Annotated in this window: 21 protein-coding genes; 16 read left to right on the forward strand and 5 right to left on the reverse strand. The window is 54.5% G+C overall.

Annotation, left to right across the window (positions count from 1 at the left end):
- Positions 1–181 precede the first annotated feature (181 nt).
- Complete coding sequence (gene zwf, locus ACLW56_RS10200; protein WP_312625967.1) at positions 182–1,657, reverse strand: glucose-6-phosphate dehydrogenase; 1,476 nt, start codon at positions 1,655–1,657, stop codon at positions 182–184.
- Between the two features lie 356 nt (positions 1,658–2,013).
- Here zwf and ACLW56_RS10205 point away from each other — a divergent pair, with 356 nt between their 5' ends.
- The 6 genes from ACLW56_RS10205 (at position 2,014) to ACLW56_RS10230 (ending at position 8,716) form a co-directional block, all read left to right on the forward strand.
- Positions 2,014–2,883 carry a MurR/RpiR family transcriptional regulator gene (locus tag ACLW56_RS10205; protein ID WP_330983695.1) on the forward strand — a complete coding sequence of 290 codons (870 nt, stop codon included), beginning with the start codon at positions 2,014–2,016 and terminating at the stop codon, positions 2,881–2,883.
- 124 nt (positions 2,884–3,007) lie between these two features.
- Positions 3,008–4,450 (forward strand): pyruvate kinase, encoded by a 1,443-nt coding sequence (pyk, locus tag ACLW56_RS10210; RefSeq protein ID WP_330983668.1) that lies wholly within the window; start codon positions 3,008–3,010, stop codon positions 4,448–4,450.
- Between the two features lie 222 nt (positions 4,451–4,672).
- The gene (gene tssD, locus ACLW56_RS10215) at positions 4,673–6,661 is read left to right on the forward strand and encodes a type VI secretion system tube protein TssD (RefSeq protein WP_330983669.1); all 1,989 of its coding nucleotides are present in this window, start codon (positions 4,673–4,675) and stop codon (positions 6,659–6,661) included.
- A complete protein-coding gene (locus tag ACLW56_RS10220) occupies positions 6,658–7,314 on the forward strand; it encodes a DUF2931 family protein (protein ID WP_330983670.1) in 657 nt (218 codons plus the stop codon). The genes tssD and ACLW56_RS10220 overlap by 4 nt, the downstream gene beginning before the upstream one ends.
- Positions 7,315–7,355: 41 nt before the next feature.
- The gene (locus tag ACLW56_RS10225; protein WP_330983671.1) at positions 7,356–8,012 is read left to right on the forward strand and encodes a DUF2931 family protein; all 657 of its coding nucleotides are present in this window, start codon (positions 7,356–7,358) and stop codon (positions 8,010–8,012) included.
- 41 nt (positions 8,013–8,053) lie between these two features.
- The gene (locus tag ACLW56_RS10230; RefSeq protein WP_330983672.1) at positions 8,054–8,716 is read left to right on the forward strand and encodes a DUF2931 family protein; all 663 of its coding nucleotides are present in this window, start codon (positions 8,054–8,056) and stop codon (positions 8,714–8,716) included.
- A 76-nt stretch (positions 8,717–8,792) separates the two neighbouring features.
- On the opposite strand, the gene lpxM is transcribed toward ACLW56_RS10230, so the two are convergent.
- The 3 genes from lpxM to znuA form a co-directional block, all read right to left on the reverse strand.
- Positions 8,793–9,764 (reverse strand): lauroyl-Kdo(2)-lipid IV(A) myristoyltransferase, encoded by a 972-nt coding sequence (gene lpxM, locus ACLW56_RS10235; RefSeq protein ID WP_330983673.1) that lies wholly within the window; start codon positions 9,762–9,764, stop codon positions 8,793–8,795.
- A gap of 119 nt (positions 9,765–9,883) precedes the next feature.
- Entirely contained in the window at positions 9,884–11,203 is a 1,320-nt protein-coding gene (mepM, locus tag ACLW56_RS10240) for a murein DD-endopeptidase MepM (protein ID WP_330983674.1), read from the reverse strand.
- Positions 11,204–11,218: 15 nt separating this feature from the next.
- Positions 11,219–12,163: a zinc ABC transporter substrate-binding protein ZnuA gene (gene znuA / locus ACLW56_RS10245; RefSeq protein ID WP_330983696.1), complete on the reverse strand. Its 945-nt coding sequence runs from the start codon at positions 12,161–12,163 to the stop codon at positions 11,219–11,221.
- A gap of 78 nt (positions 12,164–12,241) precedes the next feature.
- Between znuA and znuC the strand changes: the two genes are divergently transcribed.
- Positions 12,242–12,997 carry a zinc ABC transporter ATP-binding protein ZnuC gene (gene znuC / locus ACLW56_RS10250; protein ID WP_330983675.1) on the forward strand — a complete coding sequence of 252 codons (756 nt, stop codon included), beginning with the start codon at positions 12,242–12,244 and terminating at the stop codon, positions 12,995–12,997.
- Positions 12,994–13,779, forward strand: coding sequence for a zinc ABC transporter permease subunit ZnuB (znuB, locus tag ACLW56_RS10255; RefSeq protein ID WP_330983676.1), 786 nt, complete (start codon positions 12,994–12,996; stop codon positions 13,777–13,779). The genes znuC and znuB overlap by 4 nt, the downstream gene beginning before the upstream one ends.
- 45 nt (positions 13,780–13,824) lie before the next feature.
- On the opposite strand, the gene yiaJ is transcribed toward znuB, so the two are convergent.
- Entirely contained in the window at positions 13,825–14,640 is an 816-nt protein-coding gene (gene yiaJ, locus ACLW56_RS10260; RefSeq protein ID WP_330983677.1) for an IclR family transcriptional regulator YiaJ, read from the reverse strand.
- 228 nt (positions 14,641–14,868) lie between these two features.
- Between yiaJ and yiaK the strand changes: the two genes are divergently transcribed.
- The 8 genes from yiaK to araD are packed head-to-tail and all read left to right on the forward strand — an operon-like array spanning position 14,869 to position 22,433.
- Positions 14,869–15,867 carry a 3-dehydro-L-gulonate 2-dehydrogenase gene (gene yiaK / locus ACLW56_RS10265; RefSeq protein ID WP_330983678.1) on the forward strand — a complete coding sequence of 333 codons (999 nt, stop codon included), beginning with the start codon at positions 14,869–14,871 and terminating at the stop codon, positions 15,865–15,867.
- A 10-nt stretch (positions 15,868–15,877) separates the two neighbouring features.
- A complete protein-coding gene (locus tag ACLW56_RS10270) occupies positions 15,878–16,345 on the forward strand; it encodes a YhcH/YjgK/YiaL family protein (RefSeq protein ID WP_330983679.1) in 468 nt (155 codons plus the stop codon).
- Positions 16,346–16,380: 35 nt separating this feature from the next.
- On the forward strand, positions 16,381–17,301 hold the full coding sequence (locus ACLW56_RS10275; protein ID WP_330983680.1) for a DUF4862 family protein: 921 nt from the start codon (positions 16,381–16,383) through the stop codon (positions 17,299–17,301).
- A gap of 48 nt (positions 17,302–17,349) precedes the next feature.
- Positions 17,350–18,669, forward strand: a complete 1,320-nt coding sequence (locus tag ACLW56_RS10280) for an MFS transporter (protein WP_415377718.1) — start codon at positions 17,350–17,352, stop codon at positions 18,667–18,669.
- Positions 18,670–18,722: 53 nt separating this feature from the next.
- Positions 18,723–20,228 carry an FGGY-family carbohydrate kinase gene (locus tag ACLW56_RS10285; protein ID WP_330983682.1) on the forward strand — a complete coding sequence of 502 codons (1,506 nt, stop codon included), beginning with the start codon at positions 18,723–18,725 and terminating at the stop codon, positions 20,226–20,228.
- Complete coding sequence (ulaD, locus tag ACLW56_RS10290) at positions 20,225–20,881, forward strand: 3-keto-L-gulonate-6-phosphate decarboxylase UlaD (RefSeq protein ID WP_330983683.1); 657 nt, start codon at positions 20,225–20,227, stop codon at positions 20,879–20,881. The genes ACLW56_RS10285 and ulaD overlap by 4 nt, the downstream gene beginning before the upstream one ends.
- Entirely contained in the window at positions 20,881–21,741 is an 861-nt protein-coding gene (locus ACLW56_RS10295; RefSeq protein WP_330983684.1) for an L-ribulose-5-phosphate 3-epimerase, read from the forward strand. Before ulaD ends, ACLW56_RS10295 begins: the two co-directional genes overlap by 1 nt.
- Positions 21,735–22,433, forward strand: coding sequence for an L-ribulose-5-phosphate 4-epimerase (araD, locus tag ACLW56_RS10300; protein ID WP_330983685.1), 699 nt, complete (start codon positions 21,735–21,737; stop codon positions 22,431–22,433). The genes ACLW56_RS10295 and araD overlap by 7 nt, the downstream gene beginning before the upstream one ends.
- The last annotated feature ends 44 nt before the right edge of the window (positions 22,434–22,477 follow it).

Genomic DNA, 22,477 nt, shown 5'->3' on the forward strand with positions numbered 1-22,477 from the left:
AGTGATTAACAATGCTGAAACGCGCGTGTGCTGTAGCTCAGGGGCAAATTCATCTCCCTTGAGTGTAATAAAAAAAGCCCCGGTGGTGAACCACCTGGGGCTTAAATGCGCAAATATCGCACGAGATGCTGTGTCAGATCATGTTACCGGTAAAATACCCTGATCGGAGTAGCGTCTGATTTTACTCGAACTCGTTCCAGGAGCGGCCGTCACGGGTGATCATCGCCACGGAAGCGACCGGTCCCCATGTGCCTGCCTGATACGGTTTTGGCGCATCCTGATCGGCGGCCCACGCTTCGGTGATGGAGTCGACCCATTTCCACGCCTCTTCCACTTCATCACGACGCACGAACAGCGCCTGAATGCCGCGCATGGTTTCCAGCAGCAGACGCTCGTAGGCATCGGCCAGATGCGTTTCGTTGAAGGTCTCGGAGTAGCTCAGATCCAGCTTGGTAGTCTGCAGGTTGTGCTTGTGATCCAGACCCGGCACTTTGTTGAGGATCTGAATGTCCACGCCTTCGTCCGGCTGCAAACGAATGGTCAGCTTATTCTGTGGAAGCTCCTGCCAGGACTCTTTAAACAGGTTGAGTTCTGGGGTTTTGAAGTAAACGACAACTTCGGAACATTTGGTCGGCAGACGTTTACCGGTACGCAGGTAGAACGGCACGCCAGCCCAGCGCCAGTCGTCGATATCCACACGGATAGCCACGAAGGTTTCGGTGTTGCTGCTCTTGTTTGCGCCTTCTTCTTCCAGATAGCCCGGCACTTTTTTGCCCTGGGCAAACCCGGCAGTGTACTGACCGCGCACGGTTTTATCACGCACATTTGAGCGGTCGATACGACGCAGCGATTTCAGCACTTTCACTTTCGCATCGCGAATGCTGTCCGCGCTCAGGTCAGACGGCGGTGACATCGCAATCATGCACAGAATTTGCAGCAGGTGGTTCTGGATCATGTCGCGCATCTGCCCGGCCTGATCGAAATACCCCCAACGGCCTTCGATGCCCACTTCTTCCGCCACGGTGATTTCCACGTGATCGATAGTGCGGGAATCCCAGTTGTTGACGAACAGGGAGTTGGCAAAGCGCAGCGCCAGCAGGTTCAGCACCGTTTCTTTACCGAGATAGTGGTCGATACGGTAAACCTGGCACTCTTCGAAGTATTCGCCCACCTGGTCGTTGATTTCGCGGGAGGTTGCCAGGGACGTACCCAGCGGTTTCTCCATCACGACGCGTGCCGGTTTGGCGTTGAGCTTCGCTTCGCCCAGCCCTTTGCAGATGGCGCCAAAGGTGCTTGGCGGCATCGCGAAATAGTTGATGGTCACGCGCTCTTTCTGATCGAGCATTTTACCCAAACGGGTGAAGGCTTTGGTGTCGTTGACATCCAGATTGCAGAAGTCCAGGCGACCGCTAAGGGTGTCCCACAGACTCTCGTCAATCTTCTCCTTCATGAAGGTTTCCAGCGCCTCGCGCACCACTTTGGTGTATGCATCTTTATCCCAATCGGCACGCCCTACCCCAAGGATACGGGTGTCCGGATGGATCTGACCCGCTTTCTCCAGTTGATACAGGGAAGGCAGCAATTTACGACGCGCCAGATCGCCTTTCGCGCCGAAAATGACCAGATCGCATGCCTGGGCCGTTTGCGTTACCGCCATGTCATTCTCCTCAGTTGGATTGCCTGGTGCTTCTGCCAGGCGCTATTTGTAATTTTCTTACGCTGCACTGTACTGTGTTTACGTGAATGTCGAAACCCTGAACCGCCCGTCGACGCCATATAAAGGCATTTTCGGGAAAAAGAGGGCATCATTTCCGAGTCAATCGCTTCATTTTGTTCGTCATTTCGCCAGTTCACGTCGGGAAAAAGGCGACTCTGATCATGTAATGAAAAAAAACAACGTAAATTGTCCTCTTTCCTCAGCATTGCCGCGGGCACAGGGGTATATTCTCACTAAAATGCATGCCGATTTCATCCATTAATGGAATCGCTTTCACCGATGAGCGTCTGTTAACCATGAACATGCTGGAAAAAATCCAGTCTCACCTGGAAAACCTTAGCAAATCCGAGCGGAAAGTGGCGGAAGTGATCCTCGCCTCCCCGAGTCAGGCCATCCACTCCAGTATTGCCACGCTGGCGCTTCAGGCTGCCGTTAGCGAACCTACCGTCAACCGTTTCTGCCGTAGCCTGGACACCCGAGGCTTCCCTGATTTTAAGCTGCATCTGGCACAAAGTCTTGCGAACGGCACGCCTTACGTAAACCGTAATGTCGATGAAGACGACAGCGTTGAAGCCTACACGGGGAAAATCTTCGAATCGGCCATGGCAAGCCTCGACCATGTACGGCAATCTCTTGATATGTCGGCCATCAATCGTGCGGTGGATTTGCTGACTCAGTCCAGGAAAATTGCCTTCTTCGGGCTGGGTTCTTCCGCCGCTGTCGCGCACGATGCCATGAACAAGTTTTTCCGCTTCAACGTGCCGGTTATCTATTCCGATGACATTGTCCTGCAAAGAATGAGCTGTATGAATTGCAGCGATGGCGACGTAGTGGTGCTGATTTCCCACACCGGGCGAACCAAGAACCTGGTCGAACTTGCGCAGCTCGCAAGGGAAAACGACGCCATGGTTATCGCCCTCACCTCCGCAGGCACGCCACTGGCGCGTGAGGCTTCTCTGGCCATTACGCTGGACGTGCCGGAAGATACCGACATTTATATGCCAATGGTTTCTCGCCTTGCCCAGCTCACCGTGATTGATGTGCTTGCCACGGGCTTTACTTTGCGGCGTGGCGCAAAATTCCGGGATAACTTGAAGCGGGTCAAGGAAGCATTAAAAGAATCGCGGTTTGATAAGGAACTGCGGCTTGGCAGTGAAAATCATTAAAATCTTATAACAAGCTTGTAACCTATTTGTACATTCGGGTAAGTTCCAGCAGTAGACTATGCACAGGCGGACCCCCGATTCCTGTTCACACAACACCAAAATTGTTTCAGCAACGGAGTATTACATGTCCAGAAGGCTTCGCAGAACCAAAATCGTGACCACGTTAGGCCCGGCGACCGACCGCGATAATAACCTGGAGAAGGTTATTGCTGCTGGTGCGAACGTTGTCCGCATGAACTTCTCTCACGGCAGCGCCGAAGATCATAAGCTTCGTGCCGATAAAGTCCGTGAGATAGCCGCCAAACTGGGTCGTCACGTCGCCATTCTTGGCGATCTGCAGGGACCAAAAATCCGTGTGTCTACCTTCAAAGAAGGGAAAGTGTTCCTGAACATTGGCGACAAATTCCTGCTTGATGCCAACCTGGGCAAAGGCGAAGGCGACAAAGACAAAGTCGGTATCGACTACAAAGGCCTGCCTGCTGACGTTGTGCCTGGCGATATCCTGCTGTTAGACGATGGTCGTGTGCAGCTTAAAGTGCTCGAAGTTCAGGGCATGAAAGTGTTCACCGAAGTCACCGTTGGTGGCCCACTGTCCAACAATAAAGGCATCAACAAACTGGGTGGCGGCCTGTCCGCAGAAGCCCTGACTGAAAAAGACAAAGCCGATATCCAGACCGCCGCCCTGATTGGCGTCGACTATCTGGCCGTGTCCTTCCCGCGCTGCGGTGAAGACCTGAACTACGCGCGCCGCCTGGCTCGCGATGCAGGTTGTGATGCCAAAATCGTCGCGAAAGTGGAACGTGCCGAAGCGGTCTGCAGCCAGGACGCGATGGACGATATCATCCTCGCCTCCGACGTAGTAATGGTTGCACGTGGTGACCTGGGTGTTGAAATTGGCGACCCGGAACTGGTCGGCATTCAGAAAGCGCTGATTCGTCGCGCTCGTCAGCTGAACCGCGCGGTGATCACCGCCACTCAGATGATGGAATCGATGATCACCAACCCAATGCCAACCCGTGCAGAAGTCATGGACGTGGCTAACGCCGTGCTGGATGGTACCGATGCGGTGATGCTTTCTGCGGAAACCGCAGCAGGCCAGTATCCTTCTGAAACCGTTGCCGCCATGGCACGCGTTTGTCTGGGTGCCGAAAAAATCCCAAGTATCAACGTCTCCAAGCACCGTCTGGATGTGCAGTTTGATAACGTGGAAGAAGCCATTGCGATGTCCGCGATGTATGCCGCCAACCACCTGAAAGGGGTTTCCGCGATTATCTCTATGACCGAATCAGGCCGTACTGCCCTGATGACGTCTCGTATCAGTTCCGGCCTGCCGATTTTCGCCATGTCCCGTCATGAACGCACGCTGAACCTGACGTCCCTGTACCGCGGTGTAACTCCGGTCCACTTCGACAGCGCAACCGACGGTGTGGCCGCAGCCAGCGACGCAGTTAACCTGCTGCGCGATAAAGGCTACCTGGTATCCGGTGACCTGGTTATCGTGACCCAGGGTGACGTGATGAGTACCATTGGCACCACCAACACGACACGTATTCTGACTGTCGAATAATATCTCGCAAATCTCTCCACTGCCGGGTCTCCCCGGCAGTTTTTTATTCCCTCATCCCTTTATCGCTGCGGTTCATTTTCCTTATTTTTATTTTCCGCCAATTTATTTTTTCATTACGTTACGTTATTCGCAACACACCCCAATATAAAAGGAATACACTCAAAGCCCGAGCGTACGTTCACTGACATATATTCATCACGCTGATGGAAGGGACATTCCAGAATGAGCAACATCTCTTATTTAAGGATGACGGGCGAGCGCCAGGGGAAAATATCTTCAGGCTGCAGCACGGAACAATCCATCGGGAACCGTTTTCAGTATCAACATGAAGATGAAATTCTTGTCTATCAGCTTTCTGCTGCCTGGTCAGGCTCCCAAGGTGGCATCCATCACCGGGGGCTGCGTTTCACTAAGCCCATCGACAAATGTTCGCCGCTACTGACCAACGCGATTAATGAAAATGAAAAGCTCCAGCTCACTTTTGATTTTTATCGCACTGACCGTTATGGCCGTCAGGAGAAATATTTCCAAATAGAACTGCGCGGCACGTCCATTCAGAAAATTCAGACATCTATTGTTGCGGATATTCTTGACAGCGAAGATATTACTGTGAGCTATGAATATGCTCGCAGCAAACATCTTATTGCTAATACAGAATTCAGCGACCTGATCCTGCCAGATAACTATAACCAGCGCTTTCCAGCCAATGAGACAAAACAGCCCGATAAGCGAAAAATGAAGTTAACGCTTGGGGTGTTTTTTGATGGAACCGGTAATAACGCCGTCAATACGCAAAATATGCTGACAGCCTGCACCGCCGCACACTATGACCTCTCCGATCCGGATGCCGAAAGCATCCTTGCGCGTACGGTTCAGGAAAATATGGGGCTCTCCGGGGTCGGGGCCACCAGCTATATCGGCGGCTACACGAATATTCACTGGCTCAATACGTTGTACAAAACGAATCTCCCCATTGATTCCGGGCAAGCCCAGGTCGCAATTTATGTCGAAGGGGTAGGCACCGAAGCGGGCAAACCAGACAGCATGGTCGGGCTAACATTGGGCGTGGCGGATACCGGCGTGATTGCTAAGACAGATTTGGCGGTGAAGCAGATTGCGGGGGCGATAAAAGAGGTGTTGCGAAAACTAAGGCCACAATTACTAGGGTGCGAACTCACAGTCACTGCCTTTCAGTTTGATATCTTCGGTTTTAGCCGCGGCGCCGCTGCCGCACGTCACTTGGCCAACCGTATACAGAACAAAGATCTGGCGATCATCAATGCCATCCGCTATGGAATGGGCGATGTCGAATACTCCGGCGCGCCTGCTGGTAAAACCCGCTTTATCGGAATTTTCGATACGGTTGCCGCCATCGGGACACCGCAAAATGGCCTCAATCCTCACACTGCCAATACGGGTGAAGTGAATATCGTGCTGCGCCCTGGCGTAGCCGAGAAAGTATTCCATATCACTGCGCAGAACGAATGCCGGTTTAACTTCGCCCTCAATAGCGTTCAACCCGCCTGGCCCGAACTGAGCCTACCGGGCGCGCACTCCGATATCGGCGGCGGTTATTTACCCATGGTGCGAGAAAACGTCTATCTCACGCGTCCCGCAGCCGAAACGGTGCCTCTTAGCACTCCGCCCCAGCATACGCGCGTATACCATCGAGCGATGGCTCAACTGCCCGCTCTGGAGGCTTCCAGCGCTATCGCACCAATTATCCGCACCCATGACATCAGCGCTGACACCTGGGAAAACGAGCGCATGCCCGCGCATCACCGCGAAGGCATGCAAAAACGCGCCTTTGCCGCCCTGGTGATGAAACAGAGAATCGTCAAGAACGACTGGTCGAAAGTGGTCTTGCGGGTGATGCTAGATGCGGCTCAGGAGGCGGGGGTGGTGTTTAAAGAAATATCGGAAAGTGATGGTTTTGATTTCAGCTCAACACTTTTAGAACTTTATCATTTGGCCATTTCAATGGGGCGAGATGCTCGCTCAACAGGCCAGAAGATAGGCTTTAGCCAACAAATCATCGATATCATCGCAAAAGATTACATCCACTGCTCGGCAAATTGGAACAGCATCACTTTTGACGGAAAAGGGAAGGTTTATGGGGGAACATCATCTTCTGAAATAATAGGCTTTGTTAATCGCCCGGATGAAAACTGGCAGAGGACAATTTACAATATGGACGGTAATAAGCAATGAATCATATTAAGCTATTTTGGCTAATAACTATTCTCACTATCGGTGGTTGTCAGTCGGCTCACCCTATAACTCCGGAAGAAACCGGCGAAATGCCTTATGGGCTCTGGGGATTTGTTTTCTTTACCCCCAATGCATTATTTGCCGATGTCAATTATGTTGCCATTATTGATGAAAAAAAGGTTCTCTACTCTTTCCGAACACTTGATGGTGTTGACGATGATTATTCCAGCGTAGGGCAATGGGGTACACGTTATATGCGTTTTGCGCAGTTCAATAAAGCACGTCACCCTCCTCGTGCAATGTTGTTTTGCTGGGACTCTGTTATCGATAAAAAAACCTACGAAACGCACATTATCTTCCCCGAATCAATACGGGAAAAAATGAGTGTCTCGACGGGAATAGACTGGCTGGGAGATCAAGCCTGGTACAGCACCATTCTTTTTGGCTTAGCCCCGGAGGGGAAAGTTAAAATCTGGCTGCAAAACAGCGGTGGAGGCGACAACCTGCCTGTAGAACCAAAAAAAATCACCACACTTTCAGGGGATAAATTGGATGGCTGCAAGGGAATAACCAATCATTCACAAGGTTATGGATATACAAAAAGTACCCGGGAATTTATTAAAGGCAAAACCTACCCGTATGGGGAATGGTAAGGCGGGATGCTGATGCTTCATAACATGGATGGCAATAAAAAATGAACGATATAAAGCGCGGGTTACTGGTTTTTTTGCTCATAATCTCTGGCTGCCATTCATCCAGAGCTTTAACCCCGGAAGATACCGGCGAAATGCCTTATGGACTCTGGGGATTTGTGTTCTTCACCCCCAAAGCATTACTTGCCGATGTCACTTATGTTGGCATTATTGATGATAAAAAGGTTCTCTACTCTTTCCGAACGCTTGATAGTGTCCGCGATGATTCTTCCAGCGTTGGGCGATGGAGCACTCGCTATATGCGCTTTGCGCAGTTCAATAAAGCCCGTCACCCTCCTCGTGCAATGTTGTTTTGCTGGGACTCTGTTATCGATAAAAAAACCTACGAAACGCACATTATCTTCCCCGAATCAATACGGGAAAAAATGAGTGTCTCGACGGGAATAGACTGGCTGGGAGATCAAGCCTGGTACAGCACCATTCTTTTTGGCTTAGCCCCGGAGGGGAAAGTTAAAATCTGGCTGCAAAACAGCGGTGGAGGCGACAACCTGCCTGTAGAACCAAAAAAAATAACCACGCTTTCAGGGGATAAACTGGACGGCTGCAAGGGGGTAACTCAACACCCAAATGGTTACGTCTATTTTGGTGAGACACCTGAGTTTATCAAAGGCAAAACCTACCCGTATGGGGAATGGTAAGGCGGGATGCTGATGCTTCATAACATGGACGGCAATCAAAAATGAACGAATTTAAACGCGGACTACTGGTGTTTTTGCTCATAATCTCTGGCTGCCATTCATCCAGAGCTTTAACCCCGGAAGAAACCGGCGAAATGCTTTATGGGCTCTGGGGATTTGTTTTCTTTACCCCCAATGCATTATTTGCCGATGTCAATTATGTTGCCATTATTGATGAAAAAAAGGTTCTCTACTCTTTCCGAACACTTGATAGTGTTAACGATGATTCTTCCAGCGTTGGGCGATGGGACACTCGCTATATGCGCTTTGCGCAGTTCAATAAAGCCCGTCACCCTCCTCGTGCAATGTTGATTTGCTGGGACTCTGTTATCGATAAAAAAACCTACGAAACGCACATTATCTTCCCTGAATCAGTGCGGGAAAAAATGAGTATATCAACGGGAATAGATCGGCTCGGTGGTCATGCCTGGTACAGCACCATTCTTTTTGGCTTAGCTCCGGAGGGAAAAGTTAGAATCTGGCTGCAAAACAGCGGTGGTGGTGACGGCGACAACCTGTCTGTAGAACCAAAAAAAATCACCACGTTTTCGGGAGATAAACTGGATGGCTGCAAGGGAATAACCAATCATTCACAAGGTTATGGATATACAAAAAGTACCCGGGAATTTATTAAAGGCAAAACCTACCCGTATGGGGAATGGTGACTCCCCATACTGTTGCCAGGCATAAATGCTTCTTGTAGTCCATTCAGCATTTATGCCTGGCATCGTTATCCCGCTTTTATTTCTTCGGAAACAGTTCTTTTCGCTTATAAGGCTCTGTCTCACCCGGCTTACGGGTTTTCAGCAGCTTTAAGATCCAGGTGTACTGTTCAGTATGCGGAGTGACGAAAATCTCGACTTCTTCGTTCATCCGGCGGGCGATGGTGTTGTCATCGGCTTCCAGCAGGTCATCCATCGGTGGGCGAATTTCAACCGTCAAACGGTGCGTTTTGCCGTCATAGACCGGGAAAAGCGGGACAACCCGAGCACGGCAGACTTTCATCAAACGACCAATGGCGGGCAGCGTAGCCTTATAGGTGGCAAAGAAATCGACGAATTCGCTGTGCTCTTCACCATGATCCTGGTCAGGCAGATAATACCCCCAGTAGCCTTCACGCACGGATTTGATAAACGGCTTAATGCCGTCATTACGCGCGTGCATACGGCCACCAAAACGGCGACGCACAGTATTCCACACGTAATCAAAAACAGGATTGCCCTGGTTGTGGAACATCGCCGCCATCTTCTGGCCTTTTGAAGCCATCAGCATCGCCGGAATATCCACGCCCCAGCCGTGCGGCACGAGGAAGATCACCTTCTCATCGTTGCGGTGCATCTCTTCGATGATCTCGATGCCTTTCCAGTCAACACGCGAAAGGACTTTCTTCGGGTCACGCAACCCCAGTTCCGCCATCATCACCATCGCCTGGGGCGCCGTGGCATACATGTCATCGATGATCGCTTCACGCTCGGCTTCGCTTTTCTCAGGGAAGCAATACAGCAGGTTAATTTGCGCACGACGGCGAGAGCTTTTCGCCAGCCTTCCCACCCTGCGGCCAAGTTTGCCAAGAATCGGATCTCGGAATGACGGCGGCGTTAGCGCTATACCCGCAAAGGCAAACACGCCCAGCCAGGAGCCCCAATAGCGCGGATGTAAAAAGGACTTTTCGAACTGAGGAATAAACTCAATGTTATTTTTTTTCGTTTCCATGCCTGTTCCAGAGTCGTGCCGGAAAAAGAGAAAGATGCTGATAGTTTAGCGACGTGCCAGACTTCGCACAAAAGAAAAAGCCGATGCCAGCAAAGGCATCGGCTTTGAAAGGTCAGGGTTTAGTCAACTTGCAGCTGAGGCACAACCTCTTTGACCTGCACCAGGTAATCACGACGATCGGAACCTGTCAGCCCTTCGGTGCGCGGTAACTTCGCAGTCAGCGGGTTAACGGCCTGCTGGTTGATCCACACTTCATAATGCAAGTGAGGCCCAGTCGAACGGCCAGTGTTGCCCGACAGCGCAATACGGTCGCCACGTTTCACTTTCTGACCCGGTTTCACCAGCAGCTTACGCAAGTGCATATAACGAGTGGTGTAAGTACGACCATGACGAACAGCGACATAGTAGCCTGCGGCGCCACTGCGTTTTGCCACCACCACTTCACCGTCACCGACAGCCAGAACCGGTGTGCCCTGCGGCATCGCGAAATCAACACCTTTATGCGGTGCAACACGCCCCGTTACCGGATTCTGACGACGCGGATTAAAGTTCGACGAGACGCGGAACTGACGAGCCGTTGGGAAACGCAGGAAGCCTTTCGCCAGGCCTGTACCGCTGCGGTCGTAGAATTTGCCGTCTTCCGCGCGGATAGCGTAGTAATCTTTGCCAGAAGAGCGCAGGCGCACGCCCAGCAGTTGGCTTTGTTCGCGTTTGCCATCCAGCATCTCGCGAGACATCAGCACCGAGAACTCATCGCCTTTTTTCAGTTTACGGAAGTCCATCTGCCACTGCATCGCTTTAATCACTGCACTGACTTCGGCGCTGGTTAACCCGGCATCACGCGCGCTGCTCACAAAGCTTGCACCCACAGTGCCTTTCAGAACACTGTTTACCCAATCGCCCTGCTGGGTTTCGGCACTCATTTTGAAACCGTTTGCAACGCGATCGTAGGTACGTGTTTCACGACGGGACATCTCCCACGTCATGCGCTGTAAATCGCCATCAGCGTTGAGGGTCCAGGAAAGTTGTTGACCAATTTTGAGGTTACGCAGGTCTTTATCTGCGGTGGCCAGCTGGCTGATATCACCCATATCAATGCCATACTGGTTGAGAACGCTGCTGAGGGTATCGCCTGTTGACACCACGTACTCGTGTACACCCGCCTCATTGTCGGTTTTGTCGTCCAGCTCATCCTGAGGAATGGCTTCGTCTTCCTGTGCAGCCTGGTCGATAGGCTCACTGGCTTCCGGCAGCAGAGAACGAATTTCGCTCTTCTCAAGCTCAATGGTTCGGACAATGGGGGCTGATTCGGGATGGTACACGTACGGTCGCCAGACGGCGACCGCAAGGGTGAGAACGGTAAGCGACCCGAGCATAACGCGGTGGGGTCGCGGCAAATTGTTAAATGCCAGGGCGACAGAGCGGGCTATCTGTTGCACGTATTCACTTCCTCGTTAATCTCCTTTCAGGCAGCTCGAATACTGGTTCGCCAGTTGGGTCAGAAAATCCGTATAACTGGATTTGCCCAACGGGATGTGGGTTCCTAGCGGATCTAACGTTCCCATTCGAACGGATGTTCCGCGAGAAACCGCTTCTACCACGGCTGGCCTGAATTGTGGCTCAGCAAAAACGCATATCGCTTTCTGCTCAACCAACTGTGTTCTTATGTCATGTAAACGCTGCGCACCGGGCTGGATTTCTGGGTTGACGGTAAAATGCCCTAATGAGGTCAATCCGTAGTGTTTTTCGTAATAGCCGTAGGCGTCATGAAAAACGAAATACCCTTTCCCTTTCAACGGTGCCAGCTCGTTACCCACCTGCTTATCGGTCGCGGCTAATTGTGCCTCGAAATTCTTCAGGTTGGCGTCTAGTTTGGCTCGACTTTGCGGCATAAGTTCCACTAATTTATCGTGGATTGCAACCGCCGACAGACGCGCTATCTCTGGCGAGAGCCATAAGTGCATGTTGTACTCGCCATGATGGTGATCTGCATCACCTTTTTCGCCCTCGGTGTGACTATGGTCATGGTCGTGGTCGTCATCATCGCCCCCTTTCATGAGTAGCGGTTTCACCGCTGGCAGCGTTGAAAGGGTGACCTTTTTTACTTCAGGAAAGGCTGTGACTGTCTTGTCCATAAATGCTTCCATTTCTGGACCAATCCACACCACTAAATCGGCGTTTTGTAAGCGTTTTGCGTCACTTGGGCGCAAAGAATAGTCGTGTTCAGAGGCACCGTCAGGAAGCAATACCTGGGTATCCGTCACGCCATCGGCGATAGCGGAGGCGATAAAGCCCAGCGGTTTCAGCGACGCAACCACCGCGGCGTTGGCTTGTATAGCGGCAGCGCCCCAAAGCGCGGTGGATAATGCTGCGAAAAGAAGCGTCTTTTTATGTAACATAATGCGTCGGCTCATCGTATTATCGGAAAGAAGCGTGATATTATAACATTCACTGACTTGTGCAACCCTCAAATTGTGATGACGAATCTCGTAACGCTCGACAATGTCTCGGTCACCTTCGGCCAGCGCCGTGTGCTGTCCGATATCTCGCTGGCTCTGAAGCCAGGTAAAATTTTGACGCTTCTTGGGCCGAATGGCGCAGGAAAGTCGACCCTTGTCCGCGTGGTGCTGGGGCTGGTAGCACCGGATACTGGCACTATCAAGCGAGAGGGGAAACTGCGTATTGGCTATGTCCCGCAGAAATTACACCTCGATGCCACGATGCCGTTAACCGTTAATCGCTTTCTGCGCTTACGCCCCGGCACGCGCAAAGAAGATATCCTTCCAGCGCTCAAACGCGTTCAGGCAGGCCATTTGATGGAAGCGCCGATGCAGAAACTTTCTGGCGGCGAAACGCAGCGCGTGTTGTTAGCCCGGGCGCTGTTAAACCGTCCGCAGCTGCTGGTACTTGATGAGCCAACTCAGGGTGTGGACGTCAACGGCCAGGTCGCGCTGTACGATCTCATCGACCAGTTGCGCACCGAACTCGACTGCGCGGTGCTGATGGTCTCTCATGACCTGCACCTGGTGATGGCCAAAACCGATGAAGTGCTGTGCCTCAATCACCACATCTGCTGCTCCGGCACGCCAGAAGTGGTTTCGATGCACCCGGAATTTATTTCGATGTTTGGCCCACGTGGCGCTCAGCAACTTGGCATTTACCGTCATCAACACAACCATCGTCATGATTTGCAAGGCCGCATTGTGCTGCGTCGGGGAAATGATCGCCCATGATTGAATTGCTGTTTCCCGGCTGGTTAGCCGGTGTGATGTTGGCCTGCGCGGCAGGTCCTCTGGGCTCTTTTGTTGTCTGGCGCAGAATGTCCTATTTCGGTGATACGCTGGCTCACGCGTCATTATTGGGCGTGGCATTCGGCCTGTTGCTGAACGTCAATCCTTTCTACGCCGTTATTGCCGTGACATTACTGCTGGCAGGCGGACTGGTGTGGCTTGAACGCCGCCCTCACCTTGCGGTGGACACCTTGCTCGGCATCATGGCACACAGCGCATTGTCTTTAGGCCTGGTGGTGGTCAGCCTGATGTCGAATGTTCGCGTTGACCTGATGGCTTATCTGTTTGGCGATTTATTGGCCGTGACGCCGGAAGACCTGATTTCGATAGCGCTTGGGGTGATTGTGGTCGTTGGCATTTTGCTGTGGCAATGGCGCAGCCTGTTGTCGATGACCATCAGCCCGGATCTGGCGTTCGTGGATGGCGTGAAGTTACAGCGCGTGAAACTGCTGTTGATGCTGGTCACCGCATTGACAATTGGTGTGGCGATGAAGTTTGTCGGCGCGCTGATTATCACTTCATTGCTGATCATTCCTGCCGCCACCGCTCGCCGCTTTGCGCGCACGCCGGAACAGATGGCCGGTATCGCCGTGGGCATTGGCATGATTGCGGTCACCGGAGGGCTGACATTCTCCGCCTTTTACGACACCCCCGCAGGCCCTTCCGTGGTGCTTTGCGCGGCGGCGATGTTCATCATCAGCATGAGCAAAAAAACCGCCCAGTAGCGCTAAGTCCCGGCTGCGCGAGGCGTGTCGGGGCTTCATTTCTCATTATTCCCGCACCGTAAACCCTAACTCACCGGAAATCGCCTTGGCGGTTTCACACAGCGATTTCAGCAAATTCTTCTCGCCCACCTGTTTAAGTCGTGACGTGGAAAGCGAAATCGAAATCGCGTACGGCACCCGCCCATGAATATCAAACACCGGGACCGCAAGGCACGACACGCCAAGCTCGTTCTCTTCCCTGTCCATCGCCATCTTCCGCTCACGAATTTGCGCCAGCTCGTCATACATCGCCGGAAGCCCGGTGATGGTGTTGCGCGTCAGGGGCTGAATTTCCGCCTGGTGGCTTTCCCAGTAGGCTGAAACGTAATCCTCATGCCCGAAGGCCATGTAGATCTTGCCCATCGCCGAGCAGTAGAGCGGCATGTGCTGGCCGATATAGGCCCGGGTTCGCAGCATTCCGGTAGTCGGTTCCAGCTTATAAATCAGGATCGCATGGTCATCTTCACGGCTGGAAAAATTCACCGTTTCCCCGGTCGCCAGATTCAGCATTTCGAGGTGAGGGGCCGCCACGTGAATGATATTAAGCGATGAGAGCGCCTTTTGTCCGACAGCGATAAACTTGGTGGTCAACCGGTAGCTCCCCGCCGCGGGGGCTGGCGTCACGTACCCGCAGCCCTGCAGCCCCTGCAACAGACGGTGAACGGTGCTCTTGTTCAGTCCCGACAGTTCGGACAGATGCTGTAATGGGCAACCGTTGGGATAGTTGCTGAGGATCTCAATCAGCATCAGCCCGCGAAACAGGCTCTGGCTTCCGGCGGGCTTCTCTTTTTCCTGCATCGCTTCACTCTCTTTCGGGCTCATTACTGGCTCTCCGTGTTTTGGCGTTCCGATGGTAGCGCAAAGTGTGTCTCAGTTCACGATCTCGACAATAAAAACTCAATCTATTGATTTTACACACTTTCAAAAAATCCTGCTGCCGTTGCTTTGTCAAAAATTGATCGCTATATTTGAAATCAGGTTTCGCATAGTGAAATTTAGAGATAAAAAACACACCATATTTTTTCCCTGCCACACACCAGGAGTCCTGGAATGAAAGTAACCTTCAATCAGCTAACCGCGGAGTTTGAGCGAGTGCTGCTCGCCCGCAGCGTCAGGGCAGAAACCGCAGCGGCCTGTGCCGAGATGTTTGCCCGCACCACCGAATCCGGCGTCTATTCACACGGCGTCAACCGTTTCCCGCGTTTCATACAGCAGCTTGATAACGGCGATATTGTGCCGGACGCCGAACCCGTGCCGGTTATCCGCCTCGGTGCCATTGAGCAGTGGGATGCAAAGCGTTCCATCGGCAATCTCACGGCCCAAAAAATGATGGACCGGGCTATTTCCCTGGCGTCCGATCACGGCATTGGCCTGGTGGCATTACGCAATGCCAACCACTGGATGCGCGGCGGCAGCTACGGCTGGCAGGCGGCAGAGAAAGGCTACATCGGCATCTGCTGGACCAACTCCATCGCGGTCATGCCGCCGTGGGGCGCCAAAGAGTGCCGTATCGGCACCAATCCGCTGATCGTCGCGATCCCCGGGAATCCCATCACCATGGTGGACATGTCGATGTCGATGTTTTCGTACGGCATGCTGGAAGTGAACCGTCTGGCCGGGCGCGAGCTGCCGGTGGACGGCGGCTTTGATGACAATGGCAACCTGACCCGCGACCCGGGCGTCATTGAAAAAAATCGCCGCATTCTGCCGATGGGCTACTGGAAAGGCTCCGGCCTGTCGGTGGTGCTGGACATGATTGCCACCCTGCTCTCCAACGGCGCATCGGTGGCGGAAGTGACCGAAGACAACAGCGATGAATACGGCGTGTCGCAGATTTTCATCGCCATTGAGGTCGACCGGCTGATTGACGCCCCGACCCGCGAGGCCAAACTCCAGCGGATCGTGGAGTTCATCACCAGCGCCGAACGCAGTGATGAAAACGTGGCCATTCGATTGCCCGGGCATGAATTCGCCCAGTTGCAGGCCGCCAACCGCCTCGACGGCATTACGATAGACGACAGCGTATGGGCAAAAATTCTGGCCCTGTAAGGAGCGCCCCATGATCTTCGGACACATTTCCCGGCCCAATCCCTGCCCGCTTCCGGCAGCGATTGAAAAGGCGCTCGACTTTCTGCGCAGCACCGATTTTTCCGCCCTTAAGCCCGGCGTTGTGGAAATAGAGGGTAAGACAATCTATGCGCAAATCCTTGACCTGCATACCCGGCCCTGGGCAGAAAACCGGCCGGAAGTCCACCGGCGTTACCTCGATATTCAGTTTCTTGCCTGGGGTGAGGAACAAATCGGGGTGGCTATCGACACCGGCAATAATATTATCAGCGAATCGCTGCTGGCTGAACGGGATATTCTTTTTTATCAGCAGGCCGAGAATGAATCGATGATAGAGATGACTCCCGGGAGCTATGCCATATTTTTCCCACAGGATGTTCATCGCCCTGCCTGTCATAAATATAAGACAACGGCCATTCGTAAAATTGTCGTTAAAGTGGCGGTCAGCGAACTGAATTAATTTCGGTATCGCCCTCGCTTATTAAGGAGCACGTTATGAATAACACCGGTTATATTATCGGTGCATACCCTTGTGCACCCTCATTTCATCAACGAGGGAAAGAAGAAGAGACGGAATTCTGGCATCAGCTGGCCGACACCCCGCACATTCGGGGAATAGAACAGCCCTGCCTTGAGCAATTACACCCTTACGGCGACGAGTGGCTGCTGCAACACACGCCCGCCGAATGGCAAATTGTGGTCACCGCGGTGATGGAAACCATGCGCCAGCGGGCGAGCGACGGCGGTTTTGGTCTGGCGTCCGCCGATGAGGCGCAGCGTCAGGCCTGTGTGGCGTATTACCGCCGCCTGCAGCAGAAAATTAATGCTATCAACGAGCGCTATCCCGGCAAAATTCCCGCCCTGGAAATGCAGGCGGCCCCACAGGCGGGCAATAGCAGCGTGAGCCAGGCCACCGACGCCTTCGCCCGCTCGATAAGCGAAATCAGCCAGTGGGAATGGTCCTGCGCTCTGGTGCTGGAACACTGTGACGCCATGGACAAACCCGCCCCACGCAAAGGTTTTCTGCCTCTGACGCAGGTTCTGGAAGTCCTTGACGGCTACGCGATTTCCCTGTGCATCAACTGGGCACGGTCTGCACTCGAAGGGCGCAGCGCCGATTTACCTTTAGAGCATGCGCGTCAGGCCAGCGCTGCCGGGAAGCTCGGCGCATTCATGTTTTCCGGCACCGCCAGCGCGGGCGATTACGGTGAATGGCAGGATTCTCATGCGCCGTTTTCCCCTTTCTGCCCTGAAAGCCTGTTAACCGTGGAGCATGCCCGGGACCTGCTCTCGGTGGAGCACGCATTATTATTTACCGGTATTAAACTGCTGGAAATCGATCCGCAGGCCAGCGTTGCGCATCGGCTGTCAATATTACGCGATGGAATACAAAACCTGCAATTAGCAAACAAATAAAACAATAAGCAAATAACCCTTACCCTACTCTCAAATGAGAATATGACTATGACAACAAACTCTGTGTTAACGGCGGGAGATATTCCACGCCAACGCTGGCTAAGGATAATTCCGCCCATTCTTATTACCTGTATTATTTCCTATATGGATCGGGTGAATATTGCCTTTGCCATGCCGGGCGGTATGGACGCCGATTTAGGTATTACCGCCAGCATGGCGGGTCTTGCGGGCGGTATTTTCTTTATCGGTTATCTCTTTTTGCAGGTGCCGGGCGGCAAAATAGCGGTACACGGCAGCGGTAAAAAATTTATCGGCTGGTCGCTGGTCGCCTGGGCGGTCATTTCGGTACTGACCGGGCTGGTCACCAACCAGTATCAGCTGCTGGCCCTGCGCTTTCTGCTCGGCGTCGCCGAGGGAGGCATGTTGCCGGTGGTGCTGACGATGATCAGCAACTGGTTCCCCGATGCAGAACGAGGCCGCGCCAATGCGATCGTCATTATGTTTGTGCCGATCGCCGGGATTGCCACCGCCCCGCTCTCAGGCTGGATAATCACCGTCCTTGACTGGCGCTGGCTGTTCATTATCGAAGGTCTGCTGTCTCTGGTAGTGCTGGTGCTGTGGGCCCTGACCATCTACGACCGTCCGCAGGAAGCGCGCTGGATAAGCGAGGCGGAAAAGCGCTATCTGGTTGACACATTAGCCGCCGAGCAGCGCGCCATTGCCGGAACCGAAGTCAAAAACGCCTCGCTGTCGGCGGTGCTCTCTGACAGAACCATGTGGCAGCTTATCGCACTGAACTTCTTCTACCAGACCGGCATTTACGGCTACACCCTGTGGCTGCCAACCATCCTCAAGGAGCTGACCCACACCAGCATGGGCCAGGTCGGGATGCTGGCTATTCTGCCCTACGTGGGCGCGATTGCCGGAATGTTCCTGTTCTCCTTCCTGTCCGATCGCACCGGCAAACGCAAACTTTTTGTGTCTCTGCCGCTGCTCGGCTTCGCGCTGTGCATGTTTCTGTCGGTGACCTTACAGGCCCACATCTGGCTGTCGTATGCCGCGCTGGTGGGCTGCGGTTTCTTCCTGCAGTCGGCGGCGGGCATTTTCTGGACCATTCCGGCCCGGCTGTTCAGCGCTGAAATGGCCGGGGGCGCTCGCGGGGTGATCAACGCCCTCGGCAACCTCGGCGGCTTCTGTGGCCCGTATGCCGTTGGCGTACTGATCATGCTCTACAGCAAAGATGCCGGCGTTTACTGCCTTGCTGCCTCACTCGCCATTGCCGCGGTGCTGGCGCTGTTGCTGCCAGCGAAATGCGATACCGGCACGGAGCCCGCACCGGCGGTCAGCCCGTGCAAACGCACAGCTTAATCCCCCTCGCCCGGCGCATAAGACCGGGCGACTCACTCTAACCGGGAACCACAATGCGTCATCACGACACCTACTGGCTCGGCATTGACTGCGGCGGCACCTATCTGAAAGCCGGCCTGTACGACAGCCAGTGTCGGGAGCTCGCCACTGAAAAGCGAGCCTTACACACCCTGAGCCCCAGGCCCGGCTACGCCGAGCGTGACATGCAGGAACTGTGGCAGACCTGCGCGGAGACCCTGCGCTCGCTGCTCAGCCACAGCAAAATCCGCGCTTCGCAAATCAAGGGGATTGGCATCTCCGCCCAGGGGAAAGGGCTTTTTCTGCTCGATAAAGAGGACCGGCCGCTCGGCAACGCTATTCTCTCCTCCGACCGTCGGGCGCTGGAGATAGTCCAGCGCTGGCAGCAGGATGGGATCCCCGAAAAGCTGTATCCGCACACCCGCCAGACGCTGTGGACCGGGCATCCGGTGTCGCTGCTGCGCTGGCTCAAGGAGCATCAGCCCGAACGCTACCGGCAAACCGGCTGCGTGATGATGGCCCATGACTATCTGCGCTGGTGCCTGACCGGCGTGAAAGCGGCTGAAGAAACGAATATTTCCGAATCCAACCTCTACAGCATGGTCAGCGGGCGCTATGACCCTCAGCTGACGCAGTGGCTTGGGATCGGTGAAACGGATGCCGCGCTCGCGCCGATTGTCGGCCCGGCAGAAATCTGCGGGGAAATCACGCCTCAGGCAGCCGCCCTGACCGGTCTGACGGCGGGAACGCCCGTCGTCGGCGGTCTGTTTGACGTGGTTTCCACCGCACTCTGCGCAGGCTTACAGGATGAACGAACCGTCAACGCGGTGATGGGGACCTGGGCGGTGACCAGCGGCATTACCGATGGCCTGCGGCAGAACGAGCCGCATCCCTATGTCTACGGACGCTACGTGACGCCGGGGCAGTACATCGTTCACGAAGCGAGCCCCACCTCTTCCGGCAATCTTGAATGGCTGAACGCGCAGTGGGGCAATCTGTCGTTCGACGACATTAACCAGCAGGTCGCCAGCCTGCCCAAAGCGGGCAGCGAGGTTTTCTTCCTGCCGTTTCTGTATGGCAGCAACGCCGGGCTGGAGATGACCAGCGGGTTCTACGGCATGCAGGCTCTTCATACTCACGCCCATCTGCTCCAGGCCGTGTATGAAGGCGTGGTGTTCAGCCATATGACACACCTGAGCCGGATGCGGGAACGCTTTAGCGAAGTGAAAGCCCTGCGCGTCACCGGCGGTCCGGCACGCTCTGCGGTGTGGATGCAAATGCTGGCCGACGTCAGCGGCCTGAACGTAGAGCTGCCGCGCATCGATGAAACAGGCTGCGCCGGGGCCGCACTGGCCGCGCTGGTGGGTACCGGCGTTTACCCCGATTTTCGCAGCGCCCAGCAGGTGATGCGCTATGCGGTCCATACCCTGACGCCCGACCCTGCCGCACACGCCGCGTATCAGCGTAAATATCGGCATTATCAATTTCTTATCGAAGCATTACAGGGTTTTCACGCCCGAATGAAGGAGCAAACCCCATGAGCAGACCGTTATTGCAGCTGGCTCTCGACCACACCATGCTTGATGCGGCGCTGAACGATGCCGCGTTATTGCAGGACAGCGTCGATATCGTCGAGGCCGGAACTATTCTCTGCCTGAGCGAAGGGCTGAGCGCAATCAAAGCGCTGCGCGCCCAGTGCCCGGAAAAAATTATCGTGGCCGACTGGAAGGTGGCCGATGCCGGAGAAACGCTGGTGCAGCAGGCGCTGGGGGCCGGAGCCAACTGGATAACCCTCATCTGCGCCGCGCCGCTGGCGACGGTTGAAAAAGGCCATCAGCAGGCGCAGCGGCTGGGCGGAGAGATCCAGATAGAGCTGTTCGGCAACTGGACCTTTGACGATGCCCGCGCCTGGCATGACATCGGCGTCCGTCAGGCCATTTATCACCGGGGCCGCGATGCCCAGGCCAGCGGTCAGCGCTGGGGAGAGGACGATCTGGCGCGGCTAAAAACGTTGTCCGACATCGGCCTTGAACTGTCGGTCACCGGGGGGATCACCCCGGACGATTTGCCGCTGTTCCGCGACATCAACGTGAAGGCCTTTATCGCCGGGCGGGCGCTCGCCAATGCAGCCCAGCCGCTGCTCGCCGCCCGGGCGTTCCATCAGCGGCTGACCGACGTGTGGGGGAACCGCTGATGAGACGTCATCCTTTAGGGATTTACGAAAAGGCGCTGGCCAAAGATCTGAGCTGGCCGGAAAGGCTGGGGCTGGCCAAAAGCTGCGGGTTCGACTTTGTCGAGATGTCGGTGGATGAAACCGACGAACGCCTGTCCCGGCTGGAGTGGAGCCCCGCCCAGCGCGCGTCGCTGGTGTCCGCCATGCTCGAAACCGGGATAGCGATTCCCTCAATGTGCCTGTCAGCCCACCGCCGCTTTCCGTTTGGCAGCCGCGACCCGGCCGTCCGGGAACGGGCGCGCGAGATAATGCTCAAGGCCATCAGACTCGCACGCGACACGGGCATCCGTACCATCCAGCTTGCCGGATACGACGTCTATTACGAGCCGCATGATGCCGGCACCGAACAGCGTTTTGCCGAAGGGCTGGCGTGGGCGGTGGAACAGGCGGCAGCGGCGCAGGTCATGCTGGCGGTAGAGATAATGGACACCGACTTCATGAATTCGATAAGCAAATGGAAAGTGTGGGACCAGCGTCTGGCCTCGCCGTGGTTCAGCGTCTACCCGGACGTGGGCAACCTCAGTGCGTGGGGGAACGACGTGTCGGCCGAACTGGCACTCGGTATCGACAGGATCGCCGCTATCCACCTGAAAGACACTCAGCCGGTGACGCCAACGCAGCCAGGACAATTTCGCGACGTGCCATTCGGCGCGGGCTGTGTCGATTTTATCGCCCTGTTCCGCACGCTGGAACGGCTCAACTACCGTGGCGCGTTTTTGATAGAGATGTGGACCGAAAAAGCCAAAGAGCCGGTGCTGGAGATAATCGAGGCCCGTCGCTGGATCGAAACCAAAATGCAGGCAGGAGGATTAACATGTTAGAGCCACTGAAAGCTGAGGTGCTGGCGGCCAATCTGGCGCTACCAGCACACGGGCTGGTCACGTTCACCTGGGGTAACGTCAGCGCCATCGACAGCGAACGCCAGCGGATGGTGATTAAACCTTCCGGCGTGGAATACAGCGAGATGCGCGCGGAAGATATGGTGGTGGTGGACGTCGCGACCGGAAAGGTGATTGAAGGGAAACTGAAACCATCGTCCGATACCGCCACTCACCTGGCGCTGTACCGACGCTATCCGCAGATAGGCGGCATCGTGCATACCCATTCACGCCATGCCACCATCTGGTCTCAGGCCGGGAAAGATTTGCCCGCCTGGGGCACCACCCACGCCGATTATTTTTACGGCACTATCCCCTGTACCCGCCCCATGACGCCGCAGGAAATCGGCGCAGAGTACGAATATGAAACCGGGAAAGTGATTATCGACACCTTTGAGCAACGGGAGTTGGATCCGCAGCAAATCCCCGCGGTGCTGGTCCATTCCCATGGTCCATTTGCCTGGGGGAAAAATGCCCATGACGCGGTTCATAACGCGGTGGTGCTGGAAGAGTGTGCCTACATGGGGCTGTTTTCACGTCAGCTCACCCCGGAGCTCGCCAGCATGCAGCCGGAGCTCCTCGACAAGCATTACCTGCGCAAGCACGGGAAGACGGCGTATTACGGTCAAGGGTGAGCAGTTGTGTTTGGGGTCAAGTGGTCAATATAAAAACAGCATTG

Origin of the sequence: Pantoea sp. sgz302252 (assembly GCF_047713085.1) — a bacterium.
GTDB lineage: Bacteria > Pseudomonadota > Gammaproteobacteria > Enterobacterales > Enterobacteriaceae > Scandinavium.